This window comes from Jiella avicenniae (genome assembly GCF_021390325.1).
In the GTDB taxonomy this organism is placed as follows: domain Bacteria; phylum Pseudomonadota; class Alphaproteobacteria; order Rhizobiales; family Rhizobiaceae; genus Jiella; species Jiella avicenniae.
Window position 1 is genome coordinate 58,754 of the sequence record NZ_JAJUWU010000010.1, and the last position, 26,919, is coordinate 85,672.

The following is a 26,919-nucleotide window of genomic DNA, read 5'->3' on the forward strand; positions in this document are numbered from 1 at the left end:
TTGGATTCACATTATAATAAATAACAAAGAAATAATACAAACCACAATTTCGACCATAGGCATTATTGTTGTAATATTAGGGGCAATATCGACCGCAAATCGTTTTACAATTTCAAACTATATAGAATTCATCGAAAAAAATCTGAAAGAAGAAATCTCAAGAGAATTGATTAGAACAGATTTTCGGAGAAGATTGCTGTTGGGGACCATAAATCGCAAGGAGACGCTAGATTTTCTAGAGAAAAATGTCTCACCAATTTCAAATATTGGAAAAAGAAAAAAAGATATCCATAACAACACACCAGAAATACTATTTTTGGAGGAGAACAAAGATATATTCAACAATATTATAGAGACATCGTCATCTTTCACGATGCTTTCAAAATGTATGGAAATGGGTGGATGTAGGGATGTGTCGTATTGCAGCTTATATGAATATCGATACCGCTCTTTTATGAATAACTACTCTCAAATGATTATAAAGGTTTCTAAAGAATATTACATGAAGCCTATTGAGGCATCTTATTTGATGTCGTATTGCAATATAGAAAATAAATGGGGTATATATTAAATTAATAAAAAAATTTTGTTTTAATTTTTTGTTCCGATAATTGGTTTATTTAGAAATATGTAGATAGTCGCAATTCTATGTGGAGGTGTGCAAAAACAATATTCGACGGGCGGCAAAGTCAGCCGACCTCGTAATTTTTTTATCAGCGACGAAGCCTTAAGAAGGCGGAGCAGGTCGTGTCCCAATTCACGGCGTCTGATCTACCGAAGGAAGCTCGCGAACCGCTCCACGTCCGCTTCCGGCGTCGACCAGCTGGTGACGAGGCGGACGAGCGTTTCGCCCTCGGCGACGAGATCCGGCATCGAATGGGGCGGATTCCATTCGTAGAAGACGGCGCCCGCCGCCTGCATCCGTGTCGCCAGATCCTTCGGCAGGATGGCGAAGACCTCGTTGCTGCGGGTCGGCCAGGCCTCGCGCGCCGCGTTGGACGCGGAAAGCGCTGCGCGCAGGCGGTCGGCCATCCGGTTGGCGTGGCCGGCCATGTCGAGCCACAGGCCGGCCTCGAAATAGGCCATGAATTGCGCCGCGACGAAGCGCGTCTTGGAAAAGAGCTGCGCGCCGCGCTTGCGGATGTAGGGAAACTGGGTCGCCTTTTCGGGATCGAAGACGACGATCGCCTCGGCGCACCAGCAGCCGTTCTTGGTGGCGCCGAAGGAGAGGATGTCGACGCCGAGTTTCCACGTCATTTCGGCCGGCGAGAGCCCGGTCGCGACGAGGCCGTTGGCAAAGCGTGCCCCGTCCATGTGCAGCGTCAGGCCGCGCTCGTGGGCGATGCCGGCGATCACTTCGATCTCGTCCGCGCCGTAGAGCGTACCGGCCTCGCCCGGCTGCGAGATCGAGACCGCCATCGGCTGTCCGGCATGGACGTGCCCCGGCTTGAAGCGGGCGATCTCGCGCCTGAGGTTCGCCGGGTCGATCAGGCCGTTCGGCCCGTCGACCGGGGCCATGCGGGCGCCATGGGTGAAGAATTCCGGCGCGCCGCACTCGTCCTCGACGACATGCGCCTCGCGATGGCAGAGGACGACGCCGCCCGGCCGGTTGACCGAGGCGAGCGCCAGCGAGTTCGCCGCCGTTCCGGTGCCGACGAAGAACACCGCCACCTCGCGCTCGAAGATCTCGTCGAAGCGCTTTTCGACCGCCTTGTCGAGGTCGCTGGTGCCGTAGGCGCTGGCCATGCCTTCGCCGTGGCGGGCGAGGGCTTCGTTGATGGCGGGGTGGGCGCCGGACCAGTTGTCGGATGCGAAGATCATGGGCGAGGCGTATATTGCGTCGCGAAAAAGCGCAAGACGACGGCTCTAGCGCTGCTCGGGCCATCCCGTTCAGGGCTTCGATCGGGCCTGGAGGCCGGCGCCCCGTGAGCCGCATCGTCCCGAATTCATGGCGGAGCCGCCGGCGGGCGGCGGCTCCGCCATGGCTCATTTGGCGATCTTCTCGCATTCCTGCATGGTGGCGGAGGCGGTCGCCTCCATCATCATCGTCTTGCCGTCCTCGCCGGTCATGAACAGCATGCAGTGCTCGACCGGCTTGCCGTGCTTCATCATGTTGGCCATCATCGCGTCGTCCGACGATGACGTCGTGCCCATGTGGCCGTCCGGCATGACGGCCATGACCTGGCCCGACTTCATCATCGTCATCATGTCGCCTTCCATCGCCATGGCGTCGGACTTCATGCCGTCGGGCGACATGGAATCCGAGTGCATCGCGTCCGAAGACATCGAATCCGAGGACATCGCATCGGATTTCATCGTGTCGGATTTCATGGTGTCCTGGGCGAAAGCGGGAGCGGACAGCGCCGTCGCGGCGAGGGCGGCGAGAATGAACTTGCGCATGGTTGGTTCTCCGTTGCGAACGCGCAAATCGGCGTTCGCGACGGGCTTCGCGGCGCGCGAGCCGGCCGTTACCGGACCTGCGCGGCGGGACGATGAATTCCCCGTGAGGACGCCCGATCGCCGGGCGGGGAGGCCGTCGAAGCGACCTCAGTATTTGCTCAACTCCCACCGGGCGACCTGGCGACGATGGACCGCGTCCGGCCCGTCGACGAGGCGGAGCGTCCTCACATGGGTCCACATCCGCGCGAGCGGCGTGTCCTGCGAAATGCCGGTCGCCCCATGCAGCTGGATCGCCTGATCGACCACGTCGATGGCGACGCTCGGGGCGACGACCTTGATCGCCGAGATCCATGGCGCCGCGGCCTTGGGATCGCCCTGGTCCATCATCCAGGCGGCCTTCAGGCACAGGAGGCGTGCCATCTCGATGTCCATCCGGGCCTTGGCGACGACGTCGTAGTTCTCGCCGAGTTCGGCCAGCTTCTTGCCGAAGGCCTCGCGGGAAAGCGCCCGCCGGCAGAAGATCTCCAGGGCGAGTTCCGCCTGGCCGATGGCCCGCATGCAATGATGGATGCGCCCCGGCCCGAGGCGCCCCTGGGCAACCTCGAATCCGCGGCCCTCGCCGAGAATCATCGCCGATTTCGGCACCCGGACGCCGGTAAAGCGGATGTGCATGTGGCCGTGCGGCGCGTCGTCGTCGCCGAAGACCTGCATGGCGCGCAGCACTTCGATCCCCGGCGTGTCGGCGGGAACGAGCAGCATGGAATGGCGACCATGCTTGGGACGGTCGTCGCCCCCGGTGCGCGCCATGACGATGTAGACGGCGCAGCGCGGATCGCCGGCGCCGGACGCCCACCATTTCTCGCCGTCGAGCACGTAGTCGTCGCCGTCGGCGACGCAGCGTATGGAAATGTTGGTCGCGTCGGAGGAGGCGACGCCGGGCTCGGTCATCAGATAGGCCGAGCGGATTTCGCCCTCGAGCAGGCGCGGCAGCCAGGGCGCCTTCTGCTCCTCGGTGCAGAAGCGCTCCAGCACCTCCATGTTGCCGGTGTCGGGCGCCGAGCAGTTGAAGGTCTCGGCGCCGAGATGCGCCTTGCCCATCTCCTCGGCGAGATAGGCATATTCGACCGTCGAAAGGCCGTAGCCGCGCGCCGAGGCGGTGAGCCAGAAGTTCCACAGGCCGCGGCTCTTCGCCGCCGCCTTCAGACCTTCCAGGATGTCGCGCTGGCGCTGCGTGTAGACGAAGCGGCCGTCCTTCGGCACCTCGGCGAGGAATTCCTCGCTCGCGGCAGCGATCTCGTCGCGCACCATGTCGCGGACCGCGGCGTGAATTGGCTTCAGCCGCTCCGAAAGGCCGAGATCCATTGCCTGTGGCGAAACCGTCATCGTGAAAACTCCTCCCTCAGCGTCGTGTCGGACGCTCCGATCCCCCGAAGCGCGAAATAGGCCAACTGCCGGGCGATCAAACCGCGTCGGTCGGCAAGTTCGGCAATCGTGTCGTGCGGCCAGAGGATCGGCGCGTCGAGCGCCGTCACGAAGATCCGGCCAAGCATGGCCGTGTCGCGGCCGGTCGGCAGGTCGCGCTCCTCGACCGCCTCGGCGATCAGCCGGGTGAAGATCGCGTCGTAGCGTCGGCGCCTCTCGGCAATGCCGGCGATCGCCTCGGCCTCGCCGGCACCGAGGGTGGCGATGGCCATGCCGGACGTCGCCCCCGCCAGCGTGCGATGCAGGGCGATGTCGGCCAGCACCGCGGCGGAATGGACGTTCGCGGCTTCGGTCAGACGGGCGATCGCCCGTTCGCGGCGGCCGGCGATCTCGTCGGTGCGGGCGGCAAGGCGCGCGAGGCCGTCTTCGCACAGATCGGCCAGAAGCTCGCCCTTCGAGCGATAGCGATGATAGACGAGGCCCTTGGTGGCTCCGAGGCTTTTCGCCACCTCGTCGATCGAGGCGGCGGCATAGCCGCGGGCCGCGAAGATCTCGGCCGCCGCCGCAAGGATGCGGCGGCGCAACGCCGCGTCCTCGCCGCCGCGGATCGCGGCGAAGTCCCGCTCCCGCCGCGGCGGTCGCCGGCGGGGCCGGTCCTGGTCTCGTCTCTCGCGCTCCGGCATCGACCGATCCTCGACGGCGCCGCCCGTTGCGTCGGGCGGCGTCGTCGAGGATGGGACATGCAACTTCGCGCGGTGTCAAACGAGCGATCGGGGCGAAAGCCGGGCGCCGGCGCCTTGGGCTGCGGCCCACCGGCCCTAGATGCCGGACGAACGCCAGCAAGGAAGGCTGTCCGCATGGCCGATCCCATCCTCGAACGACTGTTCTCGCTTCGCGGCAAGACCGCCCTCGTCACCGGCGGGGCGACCGGCATCGGCCGGATGATCGCGACGGCGCTCGTCGCTGCCGGCGCGACCGTCCACATCGCCTCGCGCAAGCTCGAAGCCTGCGAGGCGGCGGCGGAGGAAATCGGCGCCGAGGGTCATCCGGGCACGGTCATGGCGCTTTCCGGCGACGTCTCCAGCGAGGAGGGCGTCGCCGCGTTGGCGAAGGCGATCGGCGAGCGGACGGACAGGCTGGACGTTCTCGTCAACAATGCCGGCGTCTCCTGGGGCGCGCCGCTCGGCGAGTTTCCCTATTCGGCCTGGAACAGGGTGCTGTCGGTCAACGTGGTCGGGCTGTTCTTGCTCACCCAGGCGCTGCTGCCGCTGCTCGAAGCCTCGGCCAGCGACGACGATCCGGCCCGCATCGTCAATCTCGGCTCGGTGATGGGCGCCCAGCCGCTGGCGGAAAACGTCTATTCCTACGCCGCCTCCAAGGCGGCGGTGCATCATCTCACCCGGTCGCTGGCGAAGGAACTCGCCGCGCGCCGCATCACCGTGAACGCCTTCGCGCCCGGGCCCTTCCAGTCGAAGATGACCGCCTTCGCCACCGGCACCGACGAAAAGGCCGAGAAGGTCGGCCGCGGCGTTCCTCTCGGCCGGATCGGCCTTCCGGACGACATCGCCGGTGCGACCCTGTTCCTTTGCGGACGGGCCGGCGCATATATCACCGGTGCCATCCTGCCCATCGACGGCGGCATCGGCACGATGACGGGACCGGAGCTGTTCGGGGAAGATTGATGGCATTGAATTCGGTGGCCGAAACGGAGGCGCTGATCGCCGAGCGGATGGTGCCGCTCGCGCGGTATCGGGAGCTGCTGGAGGCGGAGCCCTCGTTCTCGCCGTGGCTCACCGTCGACCAGACGATGATCGACCGGTTCGCCGTCGCCACCCACGACCATCAGTTCATCCATGTCGATCCGGAGCGCGCACGGGCCGAGACGCCCTTCGGCGGGACGATCGCCCACGGTTTCCTGACGCTCTCGCTGCTTTCGACCCTCGCCTACGAGGCGATTCCCGGCGTCGAGGGCATGCGCATGGGAATGAACTACGGCTTCGACAGGATCCGTTTCCTGAACCCGGTGAAGGCGGGATCGAGGGTTCGCGGCCGCTTCCGGATGGTCGGCCTCACCGAGCGCGCCGTCAGCCTGCAGACCACGTGGGACGCCGCCGTTGAGATCGAAGGGGCCGTGAAGCCGGCGCTGACGGCCGAGTGGATCACCCTGACTGTGATCACGCCGCCGGGAGACTGATCACGAGTCCGGCAAAGCCGAGGATTGCCGGGCGGGACGGCGTCTGAGCAGGGAGAAGGGCGATCATGGCTGACAGCGAAGCGGATCCGATCGATCAGGACGCGCTCGCCGCCTATCTGGAGGGCGCGATCGACGGCTTTGCCGGCCTCGAAAAGATCGTGAAATTCCAGTCCGGCCAGTCGAACCCGACCTATCGGCTGGACGCCGAGAGCGGCACCTACGTGCTCAGGGCGAAGCCGCCGGGCAAGCTCTTGAAATCCGCCCATCAGGTGGATCGCGAGTTCCGCGTGATGGCGGCGCTCGCCGGCTCCGACGTGCCGGTTCCGGCGATGCTGCACCTCGCCGGCGACGAGGAGTCGCCGATCGGTCGGGCCTTCTTCGTCATGGAGCACGTCGACGGCCGGATCTTCTGGGATCCTGCACTGCCGGAGGCCGAGGATCCTGCGGAGCGGGCCGCGATCTTCGACGCCATGAACGGAACCCTCGCCGCGATCCATTCCGTCGATCTCGAGCGGGCCGGTCTCGCCGATTTCGGCCGTCCCGGCAATTATTTCTACCGGCAACTGTCGCGTTGGAGCGAACAGTGGCGTCAGTCGAAGATCGACGACATTCCCGAGATGGACCGGCTGATCGACTGGCTGGAGGACAATCTGCCCGCCGACGACGGCGTCACCACCCTCGTCCATGGCGACTATCGCCTCGACAATCTGATCTTCGCCAGGGACCGGCCCGAAATCCTCGCCGTTCTCGACTGGGAGCTTTCCACCCTCGGCCACCCGCTCGCCGATCTCGCCTATCAGTGCATGCAGTGGCGCCTGCCCAATCGCGGCACCTTCAAGGGTCTCGGCGGCGTCGACCGGGCCGAGCGGGGCATTCCGAGCGAGGCGGACTACGTCGCACGCTACTGCGAGCGCCGCGGTCTCGACGGGGTCGACGACTGGACCTTCTACCTCGCCTTCTCCTTCTTCCGCCTCGCGGCGATTCTGCAGGGGGTCTACAAGCGCTACGCCGACGGCAATGCGTCGAACCCCGAAAAGGCACAGGTCTACGGCCGCAACGTGCCGGTGCTGGCGAAGCTGGCGCTGGAGGCGATCGAGCCTGCGTGACGGGCCGTTGCATGTCGGGGCGGCGCCGGGTCGCCGCGGCGCCAGCCGCGGCGTGATCAACTGCGGAATTCTTGTGCATTTGCGCGCGAATTGCACAGAGTTTCATCGCAGTGCCGACTTTCAACGCATCCCTTCGTCCCCCGTTCGCGCAAGGGTCGCGGCGTCATCCTCGCTCCACGGCGCCAATAGCACCCTTTCGGGCGAAGTTGCCGCTCTGACCTCCCGTCGAGTCAAGTCTGGCACGGGCTTTGCTCATTGACCTCCCCGAGGCCGGAGAACGGCCCGTGCGACGACTGGAGGTCATGATGAAATCAGCCATGAGATGGATGCAGAAGACGGCCGCGGCGGCGACGATCGCCGCGTTCGGCGTCACCGGAAGCTACGCCCAGGCGCCGACGGGCGAGCCGATCAAGGTCGGCATCCTCCATTCGCTGTCCGGCACGATGGCGATCTCCGAGACGACCCTCAAGGACGCCATGCTGATGCTCATCGACGAGCAGAACAAGAAGGGCGGCGTGCTCGGCCGGCCCTTGGAAGCGGTGGTCGTCGACCCGGCTTCCGACTGGCCGCTCTTTGCCGAAAAGGCTCGTGAGCTGATCAGCCAGAACGACGTCGCGGCGGTCTTCGGCTGCTGGACCTCGGTGTCGCGCAAGTCCGTGCTGCCGGTGTTCAAGGAGCTGAACTCGATCCTCTTCTATCCCGTCCAGTACGAGGGCGAGGAGTCCGAGCGGAACGTCTTCTACACCGGCGCCGCCCCGAACCAGCAGGCGATCCCGGCGGTCGACTATCTGATGGACGAAGGCGTGAAGCGCTGGGTGCTGGAAGGCACCGACTACGTCTATCCGCGCACCACCAACAAGATCCTCGAGCAGTATCTCAAGGACAAGGGCGTCGCCGCCGAGGACATCATCGTCAACTATACGCCCTTCGGCTTCTCCGACTGGCAAACGGAAGTCTCGCGCATCAAGGAATTCGGTTCGGCCGGCAAGAAGACCGCCGTCGTCTCCACCGTCAACGGCGACGCCAACGTTCCCTTCTACAAGGAACTCGCCAATCAGGGCGTCGCGGCGACCGACATTCCCGTGGTCGCCTTCTCGGTCGGCGAGGAAGAACTCGCCGGCATCGACACCGGCCCGCTGGTCGGCCATCTCGCCGCCTGGAACTATTTCCAGTCCGTCGACACGCCGGAGAACGAGGAGTTCATCGCCAAGTGGCATGAATTCATCGGCAATGACGAGCGCGTCACCAACGACCCGATGGAGGCCCATTACATCGGCTTCAACATGTGGGTGAAGGCGGTCGAGAAGGCCGGCACCACCGATGCCGACGCCGTGATCGACGCCCTGCCGGGCATCGAGCAGGCCAACCTCACGGGCGGCACCTCGAAGATGCTGCCGAACCATCACATCACCAAGCCGGTGCTGATCGGCGAGATCAACGACGAGGGCCAGTTCGACGTCGTCTCCGAGACCGACGATCTCGTGCCGGGCGACGCCTGGTCCGACTTCCTGCCGGAATCGAAGAAGCTCGAGGCCGACTGGGTCGACCTGAAATGCGGCAACTACGACACCGAGGCGAAGAAGTGCCTCGGCGACGCCGCGACGTCCAACTGAGACGCGCCGCGAGCGCGATCCGGAGAGCTCTGGCACCGGGCTCTCCGCAAGGATCGTGCTCCGGCACCCGGTGGGGCGGATTGCGGTTTTCTCCCGCCGCAGTCCGCCGCAGCCAGGGCGTATCGAACGCTGCGCTCGCAAAGCATCAAGCCTGCCTCCCGAGCAGCGACGGCGGGGTGGCCCTCGGCCGCTCCGCCCTTCCCATTCATTGCCTGTGGCCGGACGTTTCGCGGCCGCGAAGGATCGTGTGAGACGACATGAACCGAGCGATACCGTGGCTGCTCCTCAGTCTTGCCGTGTTGCTGTTCGGCCCCGGTCCGGCGGCGGCACAGCAGGCGGAGGCGGATCCCGCCGCCATCGTTCAGAAGTTCGGCGGCAAGCAGAGCTTCGACGCGACCGAGGCGGTCATCGCCGAACTCGCCGCCACCGGCGACGAGCGCGTCGCCCGGGCGCTGAGGGCGCTGCGTGACGGCGATCTCTACTGGCGGGAGAGCGACGAGGCGGTCTTCGTCGCGACCCGCAAGGGGGGCGACTACGAGATCTTCGATCCGATCACCGGCGCAAGCGCAGGCACCGTGCCGAGCGGCGATCTCCAGAAGGTCCGGGTGAAGAATTCGATCCGCAATGCCGTGACCGGGGCCCTCGGCACCTTGACGCTCCGGGCCGACAACCCGGCCCAGCGCATGCGCGCCGCCAGCACGCTCTTCTCCGAGGCCGATCCCGAGATGATCGGACCGCTCGATGCCGCCATCGCGGCGGAGGAGGACGCGGCGGTCAAGGCCCGCATGGAGGAAGCCCGCGCCAGCGCCGTTCTCGCCTCGGATCTTCCGGCCGAGGACAAGGCGGCGGCGGCGAAGGTTCTGGCCGGTCGCGCCGACCGGGAATCCCTGACCATGCTCATCCGTTTCGCCGGTGCGACCGACGATCCGGTGGCCAGGCAGGCGGCCGAGGCGGCGATCGTCGCCATCCAGAACAACATCGCCTTCTGGAACCAGATGCAGAACGTCTGGTACGGCCTGTCGCTGGGTTCCGTGCTGCTTCTGGCGGCGATCGGGCTGGCGATCACCTTCGGCGTCATGGGGGTCATCAACATGGCCCATGGCGAAATGGTGATGCTCGGCGCCTACACGACCTTCGTCGTCCAGGAATTCATCCGCAACAACGCGCCGGGACTGTTCGAATGGTCGCTGGCGATCGCCCTGCCGCTGGCGTTCCTCGTGTCGGGCGCCGTCGGTCTCGTCATGGAACGCGGGCTGATCCGCTTTCTCTACGGCCGGCCGCTGGAGACGCTGCTCGCGACCTTCGGCGTTTCGCTGATCCTGCAGCAGGCGGTGCGCACCATCTTCGGCCCCTCCAATCGGCAGGTCGGCAATCCGGACTGGATGTCCGGCGCCTTCGACGTCGGGCTGATGTCGGTGACCTGGAACCGGCTGTGGATCATCGTCTTCGCGCTGGTCGTCTTCCTGGCGCTGCTCGCCGTCCTCAACCGGACGCCGCTCGGCCTGCAGATGCGCGCCGTCACCCAGAACCGCCGCATGGCGGCGGCGATGGGCATCCGGACGCCCTGGGTCGACGCCATGACGTTTGCGCTCGGCTCCGGCATCGCCGGCATCGCCGGGGTGGCCCTCAGCCAGATCGACAACGTCTCGCCCAACCTCGGGCAGAGCTACATCATCGACTCCTTCCTTGTCGTGGTCTTCGGCGGTGTCGGCAATCTCTGGGGCACGCTGGTCGGGGCGATGTCGCTCGGGGTCGTCAACAAGTTCCTCGAGCCCTATGCCGGGGCGGTGCTCGGCAAGATCGTCGTCCTCGTCCTCATCATCCTGTTCATCCAGAAGCGCCCCCGGGGCCTCTTCGCCCAGAAGGGGAGGTTCGTCGACGCATGATCGGCCTGTTTTCGAGTTCACTTCCGATCGGCCGCCGCGGCGGAAACTGGCTGATCTCCCCCCTTGAGGGGGAGATGGGCGGCAGCCCAGAGGGGGGTATACCACGCGCAGGCGTTTCCCCATTCGAGAACCAAGGCGCACGCCGCACCCCCCTCTGCCTTGCCAGGCATCTCCCCCTCAAGGGGGGAGATCAGGCCAATCGCAGAACTCGGCGTCCTGCCGTTTCGCCTTGGTGGACGGAGGCCGCGCGATGATCCTCGCCCGCTTCCTCGGCCCCCGCGTCTGGATCCTGGTTGCGGTTATCCTCGCGGCCGCAGTCCTCGTTCCGATGGCCAATCTCGGCCTTCCGCGGGACCATCCACTGCATGTCCCGTCCTATGCCGTGCAGCTCTGGGGTCGCTTTGTCTGCTATGCGCTCCTCGCGCTCGCACTTGATCTCGTCTGGGGCTATGTCGGCATCCTGTCGCTCGGCCACGGCGCCTTTTTCGCGCTGGGCGGCTATGCCATGGGAATGTATCTGATGCGCCAGATCGGCGCGCGGGGCGGTTACGGCAATCCTGTCCTGCCGGATTTCATGGTCTCCCTGAACTGGAAGGAACTCCCCTGGTACTGGTATGGCTTCGACCAGTTCTGGTTCGCCTGTCTGATGGTCGTTTTGGTCCCGGGCCTGCTCGCCTTCGTCTTCGGCTTCTTCGCCTTCCGGTCGCGGGTCACCGGCGTCTATCTCTCGATCATCACCCAGGCGATGACCTATGCGCTGCTCCTCGCCTTCTTCCGAAACGACATGGGCTTTGGCGGCAATAACGGTCTGACCGACTTCAAGGACATTCTCGGCTTTCCGATCCAGGCTGTATCGACGCGCGCGGCGCTGTTCGCGGCAAGCTGCGTCGCCCTCGCGATCGGCGTGCTTCTGGTTGGCTGGATTACCCGGTCGAAGCTCGGCAAGCTGATGATCGCGGTTCGCGACGCCGAAAGCCGCACCCGCTTCATCGGCTGGCGACCGGAATATGTGAAGCTCTTTGCCTTTACCGTTTCGGGTGTGATGGCCGGTGTCGCCGGCGCGCTTTACGTGCCGCAGGTCGGTATCATCAATCCGGGCGAGTTCTCGCCGCTGAACTCGATCGAAGTGGTGATCTGGGCGGCGGTCGGGGGGCGCGGCACGCTGATCGGCCCCGTCCTCGGCGCGCTGCTCGTCAATTACGGCAAGACCATCTTCACCACGGTATGGCCCGAAACCTGGCTGTTCCTGCTGGGTGGTCTGTTCGTCTTCGTCACGCTGCTCCTTCCCCGCGGCATCGTCGGCACCATCGATCACGGCTTCGACGCCTTCCGGGCGACCCGCCGGGCGCGCGACGCCGAAAAGGGCGAGGCGGCAGGCGCCGTCCCCAATCCGGCGGAGTAGGCGAGGATGGTCGAGACGAAAGTGGCAGGCAAGGTCGCGGGCGACGTGCACACACTGACGACGCCGCAGGGGAGCGGTCCTGGAAAACCGGTCCGGAATGCGGCGGAAGCGGCCGGCCCGCGGCCGGTCGAGGAACGATCGCGTGGGCCCGGCGAACGCGCCGTGGTCGAACCGGGGCCCGCCGGCCCGCAGGCCGAAAGCAGCCATCGCGAGCCAGACGTCTCGCCGCATCCCTACGCCGCGCTGATGCGCGAGCGGCGTCTCGCCGCGGAAGCGGAGGGCAGGGCCCGGCGCGACACGCTGCTTTATCTGAGCGGCGTCACCAAGAGCTTCGACGGCTTCAAGGCGATCAACAACCTCTCGCTGGTGATCGAGAAGGGCGAGATGCGGGCGATCATCGGCCCGAACGGCGCCGGCAAGACGACGATGATGGACATCATCACCGGCAAGACGCGGCCGGACAGGGGCGAGGTCTTCTTCAACGGCGACGTCGATCTCACCCATCACGACGAGGCGGCGATCGCCTCGATGGGCATCGGCCGCAAGTTCCAGAAGCCGACCGTCTTCGAGAGCCACACGGTGGAAGACAACATCCGGCTGTCGCTGTCGGGCCCCCGCTCCGTCCTCGAAGCGCTGGTCCACCGCAAGGACGAGGCCGAGCGCGAGCGGATCGAGGCGATCCTCGAAACGACGCGGCTGACCGACAAGCGGAAGACCTTCGCCGCCAACCTCTCGCACGGCCAGAAACAGTGGCTCGAAATCGGCATGCTGCTCGCCCAGGACCCGGAGCTGCTTCTCGTCGACGAGCCGGTCGCCGGCATGACCGACGCCGAGACCGAGGAGACCGCCCGGCTCCTGCGCGAGATCGCCGCGACCCGCTCGGTCGTCGTCGTCGAGCACGACATGAGCTTCGTGCGGGCGCTCGGCGTGAAGGTCACCTGTCTGCACGAGGGCTCGGTGCTGTCCGAGGGCTCGCTCGACAAGGTATCGAACGACCCGAAGGTGATCGAGGTGTATCTCGGACGATGACGCTTGCTCCTACCACGATGCCGGATGGGCGCCTTCGCCACAGCTTCGTCATCCCGGCCTCGAGCCGGGATCCATGCCTCGGCGTGTCGCGCATCAAATTCGGTTCCGGAGTGGTCGCGGCCGGGACTTGGAATGGATCCCGGCTCGAGGCCGGGATGACGACCGGCGAGGCATCGCGTGACCCGAGGTCGAAAACCGGCGGCACTGCGGAAGGACCGACCCCATGCTGACCGTCTCCAACGTCGATCTCTACTACGGCGCCGCCCAGGCGCTCCGGAACGTCTCGATCGGCGCCAAAAGCGGCGAGATCACCTGCGTCCTCGGGCGGAACGGCGTCGGCAAGACCTCGCTGCTGCGCGCCGTCGTCGGCCAGCAGCCGATCCGCCGCGGCGAGATCGCCGTCGACGGCGAGGTCATGGGGCGCGAGGCGCCCTATGCGCGGGCGCGCCGTGGCATCGGCTTCGTGCCGCAGGGCCGCGAGATCTTTCCGCTTCTGACGGTGAAGGAGAACCTCCAGACCGGCTATGCGCCGCTGAAGGCCTCCGACCGGCAGATCCCAGATCACGTCTTCGAACTCTTTCCCGTCCTCAAGGGCATGCTCTCGCGCCGCGGCGGCGACCTCTCCGGCGGCCAGCAGCAGCAGCTGGCGATCGGCCGGGCGCTGGTCACCCGCCCGCGGCTGCTGGTCCTGGACGAGCCGACTGAGGGCATCCAGCCCTCGATCATCAAGGACATCGGCCGGGCGATCCGCTTCCTCAAGGACAATTCCGGCATCGCCATCCTGCTCGTCGAACAGTATCTCGATTTTTGCCGCGAACTCGCCGACAGGGTCTATGTCATGGATCGCGGCGAGATCGTCTTCGAAGGCCCCGCCGAGGGCCTCGACGACCCGGAGGTGCGCAAGCACCTGACGGTCTGATCCGCCGGTTGCCAGGCCGGCTTTCGCGGCTCCCGCCGACGGTCCGGCGTCGTCGAAAAGCACGGCGCCGCTGCGCCATCGCCGGCTCGCGGCCGGGCGCGGCCCGGCGCATTTTGCCCGCGTCGCTTCTGCTGCCGGCAACTTACTTCCTCTTCGAAACTTGCCTTTCGGACTTGTTCGGCTAGCATTCCATCAGAACGGGATGCGATGCGGCGCCGGCCATGGGAGTGGTGGAGCCGCTGGCTCGAAGACGTCGAAAAGACGCACCGGCATGTCGCATCGACGACGACGATGGGAGGAAGTCGGATGAAATTCCGCAACATGGCCGCTGCCGTGGCCGCAATCGCGCTGATCTCCGGTGGGGCCGCCCGGGCCGAGGAACTGGCGCTCGTCGCCGGCTCGATCGGCAAGGACATCTCCGAACTCAGGATGCAGCTCGACGAGTTCCAGAAGGAGACGGGCCATACCGTCAAGCTCGTCGAAATGCCGGCGTCGACGACAGACCAGTTCGGCCAGTATCGGCTCTGGCTGTCGGCCGGCAATCAGGACGTCGACGTCTATCGTACCGACGTCATCTGGGCGCCGCAGCTCGCCGCGAGCTTCGTCGACCTCACCGAGGCGATGAAGGACGAGATCCCCAAGCACAACCCGTCGATCATCCAGTCCCAGACGGTGGACGGCAAGCTCGTCGCCTTCCCGATGTATACCGACGCGCCGGCGCTCTATTATCGCACCGACCTTCTGGAGAAATACGGCAAGGAGCCGCCGAAGACCTGGGCCGAGTTGACCGAGACGGCGAAGGAAATCCAGGACAAGGAGCGCGAGGCCGGCAATTCCCAGTTGAACGGCTTCGTCTTCCAGGGCGCGCCCTATGAGGGCCTCACCTGCGACGGGCTCGAATGGGTGGCCTCCAACGGCGGCGGCCAGATCGTTTCGCCGGAAGGCGAGATCACCATCAACAACGAGAAAGCCGCCGCGGCCATCGACATGGCCAAGGGCTGGGTCGGAACGATCGCGCCGGAAGGCGTCCTGTCCTACAAGGAGGAGGAGGCCCGCGGCGTCTGGCAGACGGGCAACGCCGTTTTCATGCGCAACTGGCCCTATGCCTATGCCCTCTCGGCGGGCGAGGACTCCGCCGTCAAGGGCAAGTTCGACGTCGTGCCGCTGCCGGCGGGCGAGGGCGGCAAGTCCGCCGCCTGCCTCGGCGGGTGGAATCTCGCCGTATCGAAATATTCCCAGCACCAGGACGCGGCGATCGAACTCGTCAAGTTCCTCGGCTCGGAGAAGGCCCAGAAACAGCGGGCGATGAATTCCTCGCGTCTGCCGACCATTCCCGCGCTCTACGACGACAAGGAGATCGCCGAGGCGCAGCCGATCGTCGCCTCCTGGGGCGAGGTCGTCGAAAACGCCGTGCCGCGGCCGTCCGCGGCGACGAAGAAGCAGTACAACGAGGTCTCCAAGGAGTTCTGGACCGCCGTCAACGAGACTTTGTCCGGGCGCGGCACGGCCGCCGACAATCTCGACCAGTTGGAAAAGCGACTGCGCCGGCTGAAGCGCAGCGCTTGGGAGTGATCCCCGCCTGAGGCTGCGGGGGCTCGCGAGAGGTCCCGCGCCTCGCCACTTGGCCTCGGCAGCCGCAGGGCGTTCGGCCGACGGCGCATGGAACGACCGCGACGGGCTCGAGACCGGAGACGGCCGACAGGGCGGGCGCGATCGCGGCATCCGACGGGGAGGAGATCATGGCCGACGTTCAGGCGGGCGTGCCGCCGACAGAAAAGTCTCTCGAAACCGAGCGGGCAGGGGCCCGACCGCGCTCCGATCTTTCCCGGCAGAGGCTTCGGTCCGCCTGGATGTTCCTCGCGCCGATGCTTCTGGTGCTCGCCCTGGTGGCCGGCTGGCCACTGTTGAAGACCATCTGGTTCTCGCTCACCAATGCCAGCCTCTCCGATCTGGAAGGTGCCGAGTTCGTCGGGCTCCGCAACTATTACGAATATGTCGACTACGGCGACGGGGAGGGCGAATATTTCGGCCTGCTGTTCGACCCGCAGTGGTGGAACGCCGTCTACAACACCGTCTATTATTCGGTGATCTCCGTGGTGATCGAGACGGTGCTCGGGCTCGTCTTCGCCCTCGTCCTCAATGCCGAGTTCAAGGGCCGCGCCTTCGTCCGGGCCGCCGTCCTGATCCCCTGGGCGATCCCGACCATCGTCTCGGCCAAGATGTGGGCCTGGATGATGAACGACCAGTTCGGCATCCTCAACGACATGCTGATGGCGATCGGCATCATCTCCACCCCCGTCGCCTGGACGGCCAGCCCCGACACGGCGATGTGGGCGGTGATCATCGTCGACGTGTGGAAGACGACGCCCTTCATGGCGCTCCTGATCCTCGCCGGTCTGCAGATGGTGCCGGGCGACGTCTACGAGGCGGCGAAGATCGACGGCATTCATCCGGTCAAGGTGTTCTGGAAGGTGACGCTGCCGCTGATCCGCCCGGCGATCCTCGTCGCGGTGATCTTTCGCGCCCTCGACGCGCTGCGGGTGTTCGACCTCATCTACGTGCTGACGCCCAACAACACCCAGACGAAGTCGATGTCGGTCTTCGCCCAGGAAAATCTCTTCCAGTTCGACAAATTCGCCTATGGCTCGGCAGCCTCGACGCTGCTGTTCCTGGTGATCGCCTTCATCACCTTGTTCTACATCAAGATCGCCCGGCTCGATCTCGGCGGCAGGGGGAAGTGAGATGCCTTACGCGGTCAAGCGCACAGGCTTTTATGCCCTCGTCGTGTTCATCGTCCTGTTCTCGGTCTTTCCGTTCTACTACGCCATCCTCACCAGCCTGAAATCCGGCACGGCGCTGTTCCGGGTGAACTATCTGCCGGTCGACTTCTCGCTGGCGAATTACGAGGGGGTCCTCACCAACGGCGTCTTCCCGACGAACATCCTCAATTCGGTGATCCTCGCCGTGGTGGTCGTGGCGATCTCGCTGTTTCTGGCGGTGACGGCGGCCTATGCCCTGTCGCGCATCAACTTCGCCGGACGGGGACTTCTGCTTCTGACCATCCTCGCCGTGTCGATGTTCCCGCAGATCGCCGTCTTGGCCGGCCTGTTCGAAATGGTCCGCTGGGCCGGCGTCTACAACACGCTGTTCTCGCTGATCTTCGCCTATATGATCTTCACCCTGCCCTTCACCGTCTGGGTGCTGACCACCTTCATGCGCGACCTGCCGATCGAGATCGAGGAGGCGGCGATCGTCGACGGTGCTTCGCCGTTCACCATCGTCATGCGGGTCTTCCTGCCGCTGATGTGGCCGGCGCTGGTGACGACCGGGCTCCTTGCCTTCATCGCCGCCTGGAACGAGTTCCTGTTCGCGCTGACCTTCGTCTCCAACAATGCCACCCGCACGGTCCCGGTGGCGATCGCGCTGCTCTCCGGCGCGTCCGAGCAGGAAATCCCATGGGGGACGATCATGGCCGCCTCGGTGATCGTCACGGTTCCCCTGATCGTCCTCGTCCTCATATTCCAGCGCAAGATCATCTCCGGCCTCACCGCCGGCGGCGTGAAGGGGTGAGGATGGAGACCGATCCTCATGTCCGGCCGGAGACGCCCGCCGATCATGCGGTGGTACGATCCCTGATCGAGGCGGCTTTCCGGGATGCCCCGCACAGCGACCAGACCGAGGCGGCGATCGTGGATGGACTGCGGGAGGCCTCGGCCATGGCCCTTTCGCTGGTCGCCGTCGACGAGGATGGCGGCATCCTCGGCCATATCGCCTTCTCGGCCGTTTCGGTCGCGAGCGGCGAGAGCGGCTGGTATGGCCTCGGCCCGGTTGCCGTCTGGCCGCAGCTCCAGCGCCGGGGGATCGGCACGGCGCTGGTGAGCGATGGTCTGCGCAGGCTGAAGGAGAGAGGAGCGAAGGGCTGCGTTCTTCTCGGCGACCCGGCCTTCTACTCGCGCTTCGGCTTCGAGAGCGACCCGGCGCTCACCTATCGCGGTCTGCCGAGCGAGTACGTGCAGCGCCTCGTCTTCATCCCGCCGGCGCCACGCGGCGAGATTACCTACCATGCGGCCTTCGAGGTCGCCGCCTGATGGAGCGCGACTTGGACGACGGGACCAACGGCTTCCCCACTTCTTCGAATGCCGCCGACCTTCGGCGCGAGGCCGACTGGTGGCGCGGCTGCGTCCTCTACCAGATCTATCCGCGCTCGTTTCAGGACTCGAACGGCGACGGCATCGGCGATCTCGCCGGCATCACCCGGCGCATCGCCCACGTCGCCTCGCTCGGCGTCGACGCGATCTGGATCTCGCCTTTCATGACCTCGCCGATGAAGGACTTCGGCTACGACATCGCGAACTACCGCGACGTCGACCCGATCTTCGGCACGCTCGACGATTTCGACGCCCTCGTCGCCGAGGCCCACCGTCTGGGCCTGAAGGTGATCATCGACCAGGTGCTGTCCCACACCTCCAGCCTCCATCCCTGGTTCGTGACGAGCCGCTCCTGCCGGGACAACGACAAGGCCGACTGGTATGTCTGGGCGGATCCGAGGCCCGACGGGACGCCGCCGAACAACTGGCTCTCGGTCTTCGGCGGCACCTCCTGGGAGTGGGACTCCCGGCGCAGGCAATATTACCTCCACAACTTCCTCGCCTCGCAGCCGGACCTCAATTTCCACAACGAGGCGGTCCGCAGGGCGCTGCTCGACGACGTGCGCTTCTGGCTCGAGCGCGGCGTCGACGGCTTCCGGCTCGATACGGCGAATTTCTACTTCCACGACGCCGCGCTGCGGGACAATCCGCCGCTGGGCGAAGAGCTTCGGTCCGAGGTGATGGCCTCGCGCAACCAGCCCTACAATTTCCAGGACCACGTCCACGACAAGAACCGGCCGGAGGTGCTGACCTTCTTCGGCGAGTTGCGGGCTCTGCTCGACGAATACGGCGCGATGGCCGTCGGCGAGGTCGGCGAGCGGATCCGCGGCGTCGAGCTGATGGCCGAATACACCACCGGTTCCGATCGCCTGCAGATGTGCTACGCCTTCGACTTCCTCTCCGGCAACATGCCGTCTCCGGCCGCGATCCGGCGGACCATCGAGCGCTTCGAAGAGGCGGGGCCGGGCGGCTGGGCTTGCTGGGCGTTCTCCAACCACGACGTCGAGCGTCACGCCAGCCGCTGGACCGCCGGCGGCCGCGACACCGAGAAGACGCTGCGCCTCGCCGCCGGCATCCTGATGACGCTTCGCGGCTCGGTTTGCCTCTACCAGGGCGAGGAACTGGGGCTCACGGAGGCGGACATCGCCTATGAGGACCTCGTCGACCCCTACGGCATCAATTTCTGGCCGGAGGTGAAGGGCCGCGACGGCTGCCGCACGCCGATGGCGTGGGAGGCGGGAGAGGATCATGCCGGCTTTTCCGCCGCGCGGCCGTGGCTGCCGGTGCCGTCCGAGCATGCCGCCCGGGCCGTCGACGCGATGGAGACCGATCCCGGCTCGCTGCTCCACTTCTATCGCCGGCTGATCGGCTTCCGCCGGGGCCATCCGGCGCTCGGCAGGGGAGCGATCACCTTTCTCGACGCTCCCGAAGGCGTCCTCGCCTTCGTCCGGGACGTCGGATCGGGCGAGGAAGGTCCCGGCGAAAGGCTCCTCTGCGTCTTCAATCTCGGGGAAGAACCGGTGCGCTTCGACCTGCCGGCGGGGCTCGACCCGCAGGCTCTCGACGGCCACGGCTTTGCCGGCCGGCGCGAGGGGGCGGGCATCCATCTCGGCGACCACGACGGTTTCATCGGCGCGCTTTCACCGGGCGCCCACGGATTTGGGAGGATCTGATGGCCAATCTGAAGCTCACCAAGGTCAGGAAGGCCTATGGCTCGGTCGAGGTGCTGCACGGCATCGATCTCGACATCCGGGCCGGCGAGTTCGTCGTCTTCGTCGGCCCGTCCGGCTGCGGAAAGTCGACGCTGCTGCGCGTCATCGCCGGACTGGAGGACATCACCGGCGGGACACTGGAGATCGGCGGGCGGGTGGTGAACGCGCTGACGCCGAAGCAGCGCGGCATCGCCATGGTGTTCCAGTCCTACGCGCTCTATCCGCACATGACCGTCTACGACAACATGGCCTTCGGCCTGACGCTGGAGAAGGGGACGGGCAAGGAGGAGATCGACAGGCGGGTGCGAGAAGCGGCGCGCATCCTGCAGATCGAGCCCTATCTCGACCGGCTCCCCAAGGCGCTCTCCGGCGGCCAGCGCCAGCGCGTCGCCATCGGCCGGGCGATCACCCGGGATCCGCAGGTCTTCCTGTTCGACGAGCCGCTCTCCAATCTCGACGCGGCGCTGCGCGTCCAGACCCGCATCGAGATCGCCCGTCTGCACGAGCGGATGGAGGGCACGACGATGATCTACGTCACCCACGACCAGGTGGAGGCGATGACGCTGGCCGACCGGATCGTCGTCCTCAACAAGGGCCATGTCGAGCAGGTCGGCTCGCCGATGGAGCTCTACAATTCCCCCGACAATCTCTTCGTCGCGAAGTTCCTCGGCTCGCCCTCGATGAACATCCTGCCGGCGACGATCGAGAGCGCCGGCGCGACGACCCGCGTCGTGCCGCAGGGCGGCTCGACGGTCGATCTGCCGGTCGCGACACCGGGCTCGCTGCAGGGCAAGCCCGCCCATCTCGGCATCCGGCCGGAGGACCTTTCCGTCTCCGACGATCGAGCCGCGCCGTTCCGCGGCACGGTGGTGCTGACGGAATCGCTCGGCGAGGTGACGCTGGTCTATATCGACATCGGCCGGGCGGACGAGCCCTTCGTCGCCAAGCTGCCGGGCGAGGTCGCCATGGAGCGCGGAACGAGGATCGGCCTCACCGCGAGGCCGGAGGCGATGCGCCTCTTCGACGAGAGCGGTCAGGCGATCCGCTCGCAGATGCGCCGGGCCGCCTGAGGCGGCGGAACCCATCGCTTCCGCCGTTGACGCAACCGTGTTCTCACCTTCACTCGCCGGGCAGTAATGTCGACGCATCGCTCGGCGAAGTCGCTCATGTCGATGCCGACCGCCGGTGGACCGTCCGGGCGGCGCCGTTCAATCGCTCGGGCGAAATAGCAGCGTCCGACAGCCGGAGACGTGAGCCTGCCATGCCGATCGCAAGGCCGAAGCCGAACGACCCGTGTACCGCCTCGTCGACCGACGAGCGGGATCGCGGGGTCGAAGCCGCATCGCCTGCCGGAAAGGGGCGCTCGGCCGCGACGCCCGCCACCCTCTCGCGTTTTCTGCCGCTCCTCGTCCTCGTCGCCGTTCTGGTCCTCGCCTATGCCTTCGGCCTCCATCGATACATCTCGCTGCAGGCCTTTCTCGACAGCCGGGAGCAGCTGAAGGCTTTCGTCGGTGACAATCTCGTCCTTGCCAGCCTCGGCTTCGTCTTCCTCTATGCCGGGCTCGTCGCCGTCTCCTTTCCCGCCGCCTCGCTGGTGACGGTGGCGTCCGGGTTCCTCTTCGGCTGGCTCGTCGGCGGGACGTTGACGGTGATCGGCGCCACCCTTGGGGCGACCATCCTCTTCCTCGCCGCGCGCACCGCTTTCGGCGACGTCCTGCGCAGAAAGTCCGGCGGCGCCATCGCCCGGTTCGCGGAAGGGTTTCGCGACGACGCCTTCACCTATCTTCTGCTCCTCCGGCTGACGCCCGTGCTGCCGTTCTTCGTCGTCAACGTCGCGCCCGCCTTCTTCGACGTGACGCTCGGAACCTACGTCGCCACCACCTTTCTCGGCATCATCCCGGGCTCCATGGCCTATGCGTTTCTCGGCTCCGGCCTCGATCAGGCGCTGGTCAATGCCGGCGAAAACGACGTGTCGATCAAGGATCTCGTGACGCCGGAAATGACCATCGCCCTTGTCGGCCTCGCCGTACTGGCCATTCTCGGCGTCGTGCTGAAGAAGACGGTGCTGCGCAAGCGGACCGCTTGATCCGCGTGTCTTCGAAAGGCGGGGTGGATGAGAGAGGAGAGTGGCCGATGGCGCCCGTTCTGAAGCCGGATCTCTGCGTCATCGGCGCCGGCTCCGGCGGCCTGACGACGGCCGCGGCGGCGGCGGCCTTCGGCGTGAAGGTCGTCTTGATCGAGCGCGGCAAGATGGGCGGCGACTGCCTGAACTATGGCTGCGTGCCGTCCAAGGCGCTGATCGCGGCCGGCAAGCACGTCGCCGCGATCCGCGAGGCGAAGCGTTTCGGCATTTCGGCCGGCGAGCCCGAAGTCGATTTCGCCGCGGTCAAGGATCACGTCCGCGGCGTCATCGAAGCGATCGCGCCGAACGATTCGGTGGAGCGCTTCGAGGGCCTCGGCGTCACGGTGCTGCAATCGAATGCCGAATTCGTCGACGAGAAGACCGTTTCGGCCGGAGGCCGGATCGTCGAGGCCCGCCGCTACGTCGTCGCCGCCGGCTCCTCGCCCTTCGTGCCGCCGATCGACGGGCTGGCGGAAACGCCTTTCTTCACCAACGAGACGATCTTCGACCTCCGCGAGCGGCCCGATCATCTGGTCGTCATCGGCGGCGGTCCGATCGGTCTCGAACTCGCACAGGCGCATCGCCGGCTCGGCTCGAAGGTGACGGTGCTGGAAGCGGGCACCTTCCTCGGCCGCGACGATCCGGAACTCGCCGCCGTCGTCCTCGACCGGTTGCGGGATGAGGGGGTGAGTCTGCGCAAGGGCGCCAAGGTCGTCGCCGTCGGGAAGGCGGATGCCGGCCCCTCAATCACCATCGAGACGGGCGAGGGCCGCGAGGAGATTACGGCGAGCCACCTCCTCGTCGCCGTCGGTCGGGCGCCCAACGTCGAGGGGCTCGGCCTGAAGGCGGCAGGCATCGACTACGATGCGAAAGGCATCAAGGTGCGCCCGGATCTGCGAACCACCAACCGCCGCGTCTATGCCGTCGGCGACATTGCCGGTGGCCCGCAATTCACCCATGTCGCCAACTATCAGGCCGGCCTCGTCCTTCGCCCGATCCTTTTCCGCCTGCCCGTCCGGGAGCTGCGCGACCATTTGCCGCATGTGACCTTCACCGATCCCGAACTCGGCCAGGTCGGGGCCACGGAGGCCGAGGCGAAGGCTTCCGGGACGCTGACCGACGTGCTGCGCTGGCCCTACGCCGAAAACGACCGGGCCCAGGCGGAACGCCGGACCGAGGGGCTGGTGAAACTGGTGTTGGGAAAAGGCGGGCGCATCATCGGCGCCGGCGTCGTCGGGCAGGCGGCCGGCGAAATGACCAACATGCTGTCGCTGGCAGTCGGCAAGAAGATGGCCGTCTCCGATCTCCGCGACTTCATTTCGCCCTATCCGACCCTGTCGGAAATTGGAAAGCGCGCCGCAACGGTCTACTATCGCCCCTATACCGAAAAGGCCTTCGTGCGTCGGCTGGTGCGCTTGCTTGCCCGGTTCGGTTGAAGGCCGATGATGGTTTCGCCGCTTTGATCTCGGCTGGGGGGCCGACGGGCGGTGCGAACGGGGTCCGGCTCGGGCGGGATCCGGGATCGAGTGCGAATGCCGCCTGAGGGCGGCCGGACGAGAGCGGGGACATTCTTGGACGATTCCGGGAGATCGGTGGCGGGCCCATCCGGTGCCCAGCCCTTGCCGAAGGTGCGGCGGCGGCTGTCGACGCGCATCCTCGTCATCACTGCGCTCGCCGTCATGCTGGCCGAGGTGCTGATCTTCGTCCCGTCGATCGCCAAGTTCCGCTACGACTGGTTGACCGCCAAGATCGAGACCGTCGCCGTCGCCGGTCTCGCTTCGGAAGAGGTCGACTCCGGTCCCGGCTCGGTGCTCGGGCCGAACCAGGAATCGGCGCTGCTCAAGGCCCTCGACGCCCAGCTCATCGCCATCAACGACCGGGATGCCTCGCGGCTTCTCGCGCGGGCCGAGACCGTCGGCATTCCGGACGTGCAGATCTCCCTGTCCGACCAGTCGGCGATGGAGACGATCCTCGGGGCGTTCGATACGCTGCTGTTCGGCGGCAGCAATCGGACGATGCGGGTCCAGGGCACGGTCGGCGACGGGGCACTGCGGGCCGAAGTGGTGATGGCCGAGCAGCCCTTGCGGCGGGCGATGCTGGTCTATTCCCGCAACGTCTTCCTGTTGTCGCTGTCGATCGCGCTTTTCGCCGCGCTCCTCGTCTACACCGCGATCAGCCGCTACCTCGTGCGGCCGATCCTCAACATGACCCGGTCGATGGTCAGCTTCGGCGCCAACCCGACCGATCCGGACCGGATCATCAAGCCGAACCGCCGGGCCGACGAGATCGGCGTCGCCGAGGGCGAACTCGCCGAAATGCAGCGGCGGCTGAACGAGACCCTCCGCGAGCAGCGCCACCTCGCCGAACTCGGCCTCGCCGTCTCCAAGATCAATCACGATCTGCGCAACATCCTCGCCTCCAGCCAGATGATCTCCGATCGGCTGGCGGCGGTCGAGGATCCGACGGTGCAGCGCTTCGCCCCCTTGCTTCTGCGCAGCCTCGACCGGGCGCTGCATTACACCCAGTCGGTGCTGGCCTATGGTCGGGCGGTGGAGAGCAAACCGGTGCGCCGCGAGGTGCGCCTGAGACCGCTCGCCGACGACGTCTTCGAAAGCCTCGCCCTCGACGCGAAGTCGGGGATCAGGCTGGTCAACGCCGTGCCGGCCGATCTGCTCGTCCTGGTCGATCCGGACCAGTTCCACCGCGTCATGCTCAACCTCTGCCGCAATGCCGTCGAGGCCTTGTCGAGCCTCGCCGAAGATCCCTCCGTCGTGGTGCGCCAGATCCGCATCGGCGCGGATCTGCAGATGGCCGGACCGGGGGGCTGGGGCGAGTTGCAGATGTTCGTCGAGGACAGCGGCCCCGGACTTCCCGAAGTTGCCCGCGAGAACCTCTTCAAGGCCTTTCGCGGCTCCGCCCGCGCGGGCGGGACCGGTCTCGGCCTGCCGATCGCAGCGGAAATCGTCGAGGCGCATGGCGGCGAGATCAGGCTGGCGAAGCGCGACCAGCCCGGCACGTGCTTTGAAATCAAGCTTTCCGGCAAGGCGGCGCGGCGGGAATCGGCGGCGGTCCAGGCGTGATCCCGCGCCGTCGGTGGAAAATGCGACGGCCGCCTTACGAAAGTTGCTGCATCGTGCCGCCCCGATCGGCTAGGCCGTCGCAATGACCATTCCCGACGGCGTCAGCCTCATCCCCATCGTCCTGACACTCCTTGCCGCGGCGGCGGCGGCCGGGTTTCTCGCCGGCCTGTTCGGAATCGGCGGCGGGGCGATCTTCGTCCCTGTGCTCTACCAGACCTTCGAGACCCTCGGCGTCAGCCATCTCGTCTCGATGCATCTCGCCGTCGGCTCGTCGATCGCCATCATCGTGCCGACGTCGATCCGGTCGCTGACGTCGCATCTGGAACGAGGCGCCGTCGACACGACGCTCCTGAAGCAATGGCTGATGGCGATTCCGCTCGGCGCCGTCGTCGGCGCGCTCACCGCCTCGCTGGCGAGTTCGGCTGAGTTGAGGGCGATCTTCGCGACGCTCGCCTTCCTCCTCGGCCTGAAGATGCTGATCGGCCGGCTCTCCTTCCATCTCGGCGAGGATCTGCCGGGGGGCTTCGGCCGGTTCGTCGCCGGCTTCGTGATCGGCCTCCTGTCGGCGCTGATGGGGATCGGCGGCGGCGTTCTCAACAACACCTTCATGACGCTCTACGGCCGGCCGATCCACCAGGCGGTGGCGACGAGCGCCGGCGTCGGCGCGCTGATCGCCGTGCCCGGGCTCCTGACCTACGTCGCCGGCGGCTGGGGCGAGGCGGCCTTGCCCGCCTTCAGCCTCGGCTATGTCAACGTCTTCGCCGTCGCGCTCGTCGCGCCCGCCTCGATCCTCGCCGTGCCGCTCGGCGCCTCGCTGGCGCACCGGCTGTCGCGCCGGCAACTGGAACTCGGCTTCGGCTGCTTCCTGCTGATCGTCGCGGCACGCTTCGCCTGGAGCCTGATCTGACGCTCGGCCCGGACCGGGCTCAGTCCGTCAGCACCAGCCGGTCGCCGCGAAAGTCGTAGGAGGTGAGCGTGCCGAGGAAGCTCATGCCGAGAAGCACGGTGTCGAGACCTCGGCCTTCGGTCACTGCGGCCGTGACGTTGGTTCGCGTGATCCCGCCGATGGTGACCGATTGGAGCCGGATCGGCGCGGCCCGGGCGATGCCGTTGGCGGTCATGACCTCGTTGGAAAAATTCAGCCGCGAGAGATCGACGCCGACCGAGCGAGCCGTCGCGGCATCCATCGCGATCACCGAAGCGCCGGTATCGACTATGAAGGTCGTCGGCTCGCCGTCGATCGCGCCGTCGAGGTAGAAATGCCCGTCGGCGGCTCGCGTCGCCATGAAGCGGCGATGTCCGCCTTCCTCGCCGAGAGGCACCACGCTGCCGGGCATCAGGACTGCGGAAATCCGGTTCTTCAGCGCCAGAAATTCCGGCTGGAAGGCGTAGACGCCGATCACCACGGCGAAGACGGCCGTCCAGATCAGGACGTTGCGCAGCATCTGCCCGAAGCGGAACCGCGCCGACATCACCACGACGGCGCCGATCGCGAGCCCGAAAATGGCGAGCCGGGCCACATGCGCGAAACGTCCCTCGTCGAGACCGAAGATCGTGCCGTCCCCGTTGGTCACGAGCAGCACCAGCGTCAGGGCGAGGGCACCCAGCACGAAATACAGGATCAGATCACGACGCATCGCCGCTCGCTACAGTCCTCTGCCATCGCGCGTCTCGATCGCGCGCCGACGCGGTCCCGGTGTTCGTCGCGCCGTCCGGGTCGGCCTTCGCCTCACCGAGCCTTGCCATGATGGTTCGCCGCGTCTGCGGCGAGAAGGATGCCCAACCGGCGATCTCCTCGATCGTGCGCCCGCAGCCGAGGCAGAGCTCGGTCGCAGGGTCGATGCTGCAGATCCGGATGCAGGGGCTTTCGATCGCCATCGAAACTC

The 26,919-nt window shown here is 66.1% G+C and carries 23 protein-coding genes and 1 pseudogene; 18 read left to right on the top strand and 6 right to left on the bottom strand.

Annotated elements, in window-relative coordinates; translation table 11 throughout:
• Positions 1–771 precede the first annotated feature (771 nt).
• The 4 genes and pseudogenes from LZD57_RS11720 to LZD57_RS11735 all read right to left on the bottom strand — a co-directional run bounded on the left by LZD57_RS11720 (position 772) and on the right by LZD57_RS11735 (position 4,505).
• Entirely contained in the window at positions 772–1,821 is a 1,050-nt protein-coding gene (locus LZD57_RS11720; RefSeq protein WP_233718644.1) for a threonine aldolase family protein, read from the bottom strand.
• A 360-nt stretch (positions 1,822–2,181) separates the two neighbouring features.
• A pseudogene (locus LZD57_RS11725) lies at positions 2,182–2,400 on the bottom strand (pentapeptide MXKDX repeat protein); the annotation flags it as partial.
• 147 nt (positions 2,401–2,547) lie between these two features.
• On the bottom strand, positions 2,548–3,762 hold the full coding sequence (locus tag LZD57_RS11730) for an acyl-CoA dehydrogenase family protein (RefSeq protein WP_233718795.1): 1,215 nt from the start codon (positions 3,760–3,762) through the stop codon (positions 2,548–2,550).
• 17 nt (positions 3,763–3,779) lie between these two features.
• Positions 3,780–4,505, bottom strand: coding sequence for a TetR/AcrR family transcriptional regulator (locus LZD57_RS11735; protein WP_233718646.1), 726 nt, complete (start codon positions 4,503–4,505; stop codon positions 3,780–3,782).
• Between the two features lie 174 nt (positions 4,506–4,679).
• Between LZD57_RS11735 and LZD57_RS11740 the strand changes: the two genes are divergently transcribed.
• The 18 genes from LZD57_RS11740 to LZD57_RS11825 all read left to right on the top strand — a co-directional run bounded on the left by LZD57_RS11740 (position 4,680) and on the right by LZD57_RS11825 (position 25,940).
• Complete coding sequence (locus tag LZD57_RS11740; RefSeq protein ID WP_233718647.1) at positions 4,680–5,504, top strand: SDR family oxidoreductase; 825 nt, start codon at positions 4,680–4,682, stop codon at positions 5,502–5,504.
• On the top strand, positions 5,504–6,016 hold the full coding sequence (locus tag LZD57_RS11745; protein WP_420844756.1) for a MaoC family dehydratase: 513 nt from the start codon (positions 5,504–5,506) through the stop codon (positions 6,014–6,016). The genes LZD57_RS11740 and LZD57_RS11745 overlap by 1 nt, the downstream gene beginning before the upstream one ends.
• Positions 6,017–6,081: 65 nt before the next feature.
• Positions 6,082–7,122 (top strand): phosphotransferase family protein, encoded by a 1,041-nt coding sequence (locus tag LZD57_RS11750; protein WP_233718649.1) that lies wholly within the window; start codon positions 6,082–6,084, stop codon positions 7,120–7,122.
• Between the two features lie 305 nt (positions 7,123–7,427).
• Positions 7,428–8,735, top strand: a complete 1,308-nt coding sequence (gene urtA, locus LZD57_RS11755; protein ID WP_420844757.1) for an urea ABC transporter substrate-binding protein — start codon at positions 7,428–7,430, stop codon at positions 8,733–8,735.
• Between the two features lie 257 nt (positions 8,736–8,992).
• Entirely contained in the window at positions 8,993–10,621 is a 1,629-nt protein-coding gene (gene urtB, locus LZD57_RS11760; protein ID WP_233718651.1) for an urea ABC transporter permease subunit UrtB, read from the top strand.
• A gap of 250 nt (positions 10,622–10,871) precedes the next feature.
• Positions 10,872–12,023 carry an urea ABC transporter permease subunit UrtC gene (gene urtC / locus LZD57_RS11765; RefSeq protein WP_233718653.1) on the top strand — a complete coding sequence of 384 codons (1,152 nt, stop codon included), beginning with the start codon at positions 10,872–10,874 and terminating at the stop codon, positions 12,021–12,023.
• 246 nt (positions 12,024–12,269) lie between these two features.
• Positions 12,270–13,052 (top strand): urea ABC transporter ATP-binding protein UrtD, encoded by a 783-nt coding sequence (urtD, locus tag LZD57_RS11770; protein WP_233718801.1) that lies wholly within the window; start codon positions 12,270–12,272, stop codon positions 13,050–13,052.
• Positions 13,053–13,275: 223 nt separating this feature from the next.
• Positions 13,276–13,971 carry an urea ABC transporter ATP-binding subunit UrtE gene (gene urtE / locus LZD57_RS11775; protein ID WP_233718654.1) on the top strand — a complete coding sequence of 232 codons (696 nt, stop codon included), beginning with the start codon at positions 13,276–13,278 and terminating at the stop codon, positions 13,969–13,971.
• A 306-nt stretch (positions 13,972–14,277) separates the two neighbouring features.
• Positions 14,278–15,543 (top strand): ABC transporter substrate-binding protein, encoded by a 1,266-nt coding sequence (locus tag LZD57_RS11780; RefSeq protein ID WP_233718656.1) that lies wholly within the window; start codon positions 14,278–14,280, stop codon positions 15,541–15,543.
• Between the two features lie 167 nt (positions 15,544–15,710).
• Entirely contained in the window at positions 15,711–16,712 is a 1,002-nt protein-coding gene (locus LZD57_RS11785; protein ID WP_233718658.1) for a carbohydrate ABC transporter permease, read from the top strand.
• 1 nt (position 16,713) lies between these two features.
• On the top strand, positions 16,714–17,541 hold the full coding sequence (locus tag LZD57_RS11790; protein ID WP_233718660.1) for a carbohydrate ABC transporter permease: 828 nt from the start codon (positions 16,714–16,716) through the stop codon (positions 17,539–17,541).
• Between the two features lie 2 nt (positions 17,542–17,543).
• Complete coding sequence (locus tag LZD57_RS11795; RefSeq protein WP_233718661.1) at positions 17,544–18,059, top strand: GNAT family N-acetyltransferase; 516 nt, start codon at positions 17,544–17,546, stop codon at positions 18,057–18,059.
• 11 nt (positions 18,060–18,070) lie between these two features.
• Entirely contained in the window at positions 18,071–19,792 is a 1,722-nt protein-coding gene (locus LZD57_RS11800; protein ID WP_233718663.1) for an alpha-glucosidase family protein, read from the top strand.
• Entirely contained in the window at positions 19,792–20,901 is a 1,110-nt protein-coding gene (locus LZD57_RS11805; RefSeq protein WP_233718665.1) for an ABC transporter ATP-binding protein, read from the top strand. Before LZD57_RS11800 ends, LZD57_RS11805 begins: the two co-directional genes overlap by 1 nt.
• Before the next feature lie 191 nt (positions 20,902–21,092).
• The gene (locus LZD57_RS11810) at positions 21,093–21,917 is read left to right on the top strand and encodes a TVP38/TMEM64 family protein (protein ID WP_233718666.1); all 825 of its coding nucleotides are present in this window, start codon (positions 21,093–21,095) and stop codon (positions 21,915–21,917) included.
• 47 nt (positions 21,918–21,964) lie between these two features.
• On the top strand, positions 21,965–23,389 hold the full coding sequence (locus tag LZD57_RS11815; RefSeq protein WP_233718668.1) for a dihydrolipoyl dehydrogenase family protein: 1,425 nt from the start codon (positions 21,965–21,967) through the stop codon (positions 23,387–23,389).
• Positions 23,390–23,545: 156 nt separating this feature from the next.
• A complete protein-coding gene (locus LZD57_RS11820) occupies positions 23,546–25,033 on the top strand; it encodes an ATP-binding protein (protein WP_233718670.1) in 1,488 nt (495 codons plus the stop codon).
• 82 nt (positions 25,034–25,115) lie between these two features.
• The gene (locus LZD57_RS11825) at positions 25,116–25,940 is read left to right on the top strand and encodes a sulfite exporter TauE/SafE family protein (protein ID WP_233718671.1); all 825 of its coding nucleotides are present in this window, start codon (positions 25,116–25,118) and stop codon (positions 25,938–25,940) included.
• A gap of 19 nt (positions 25,941–25,959) precedes the next feature.
• Here the strand turns inward: LZD57_RS11825 and LZD57_RS11830 are convergent, their stop codons facing one another.
• Positions 25,960–26,670, bottom strand: coding sequence for a retropepsin-like aspartic protease family protein (locus LZD57_RS11830; RefSeq protein WP_233718672.1), 711 nt, complete (start codon positions 26,668–26,670; stop codon positions 25,960–25,962).
• Positions 26,660–26,911 carry a DUF1289 domain-containing protein gene (locus LZD57_RS11835; RefSeq protein ID WP_233718674.1) on the bottom strand — a complete coding sequence of 84 codons (252 nt, stop codon included), beginning with the start codon at positions 26,909–26,911 and terminating at the stop codon, positions 26,660–26,662. Before LZD57_RS11835 ends, LZD57_RS11830 begins: the two co-directional genes overlap by 11 nt.
• Positions 26,912–26,919: the final 8 nt, after the last annotated feature.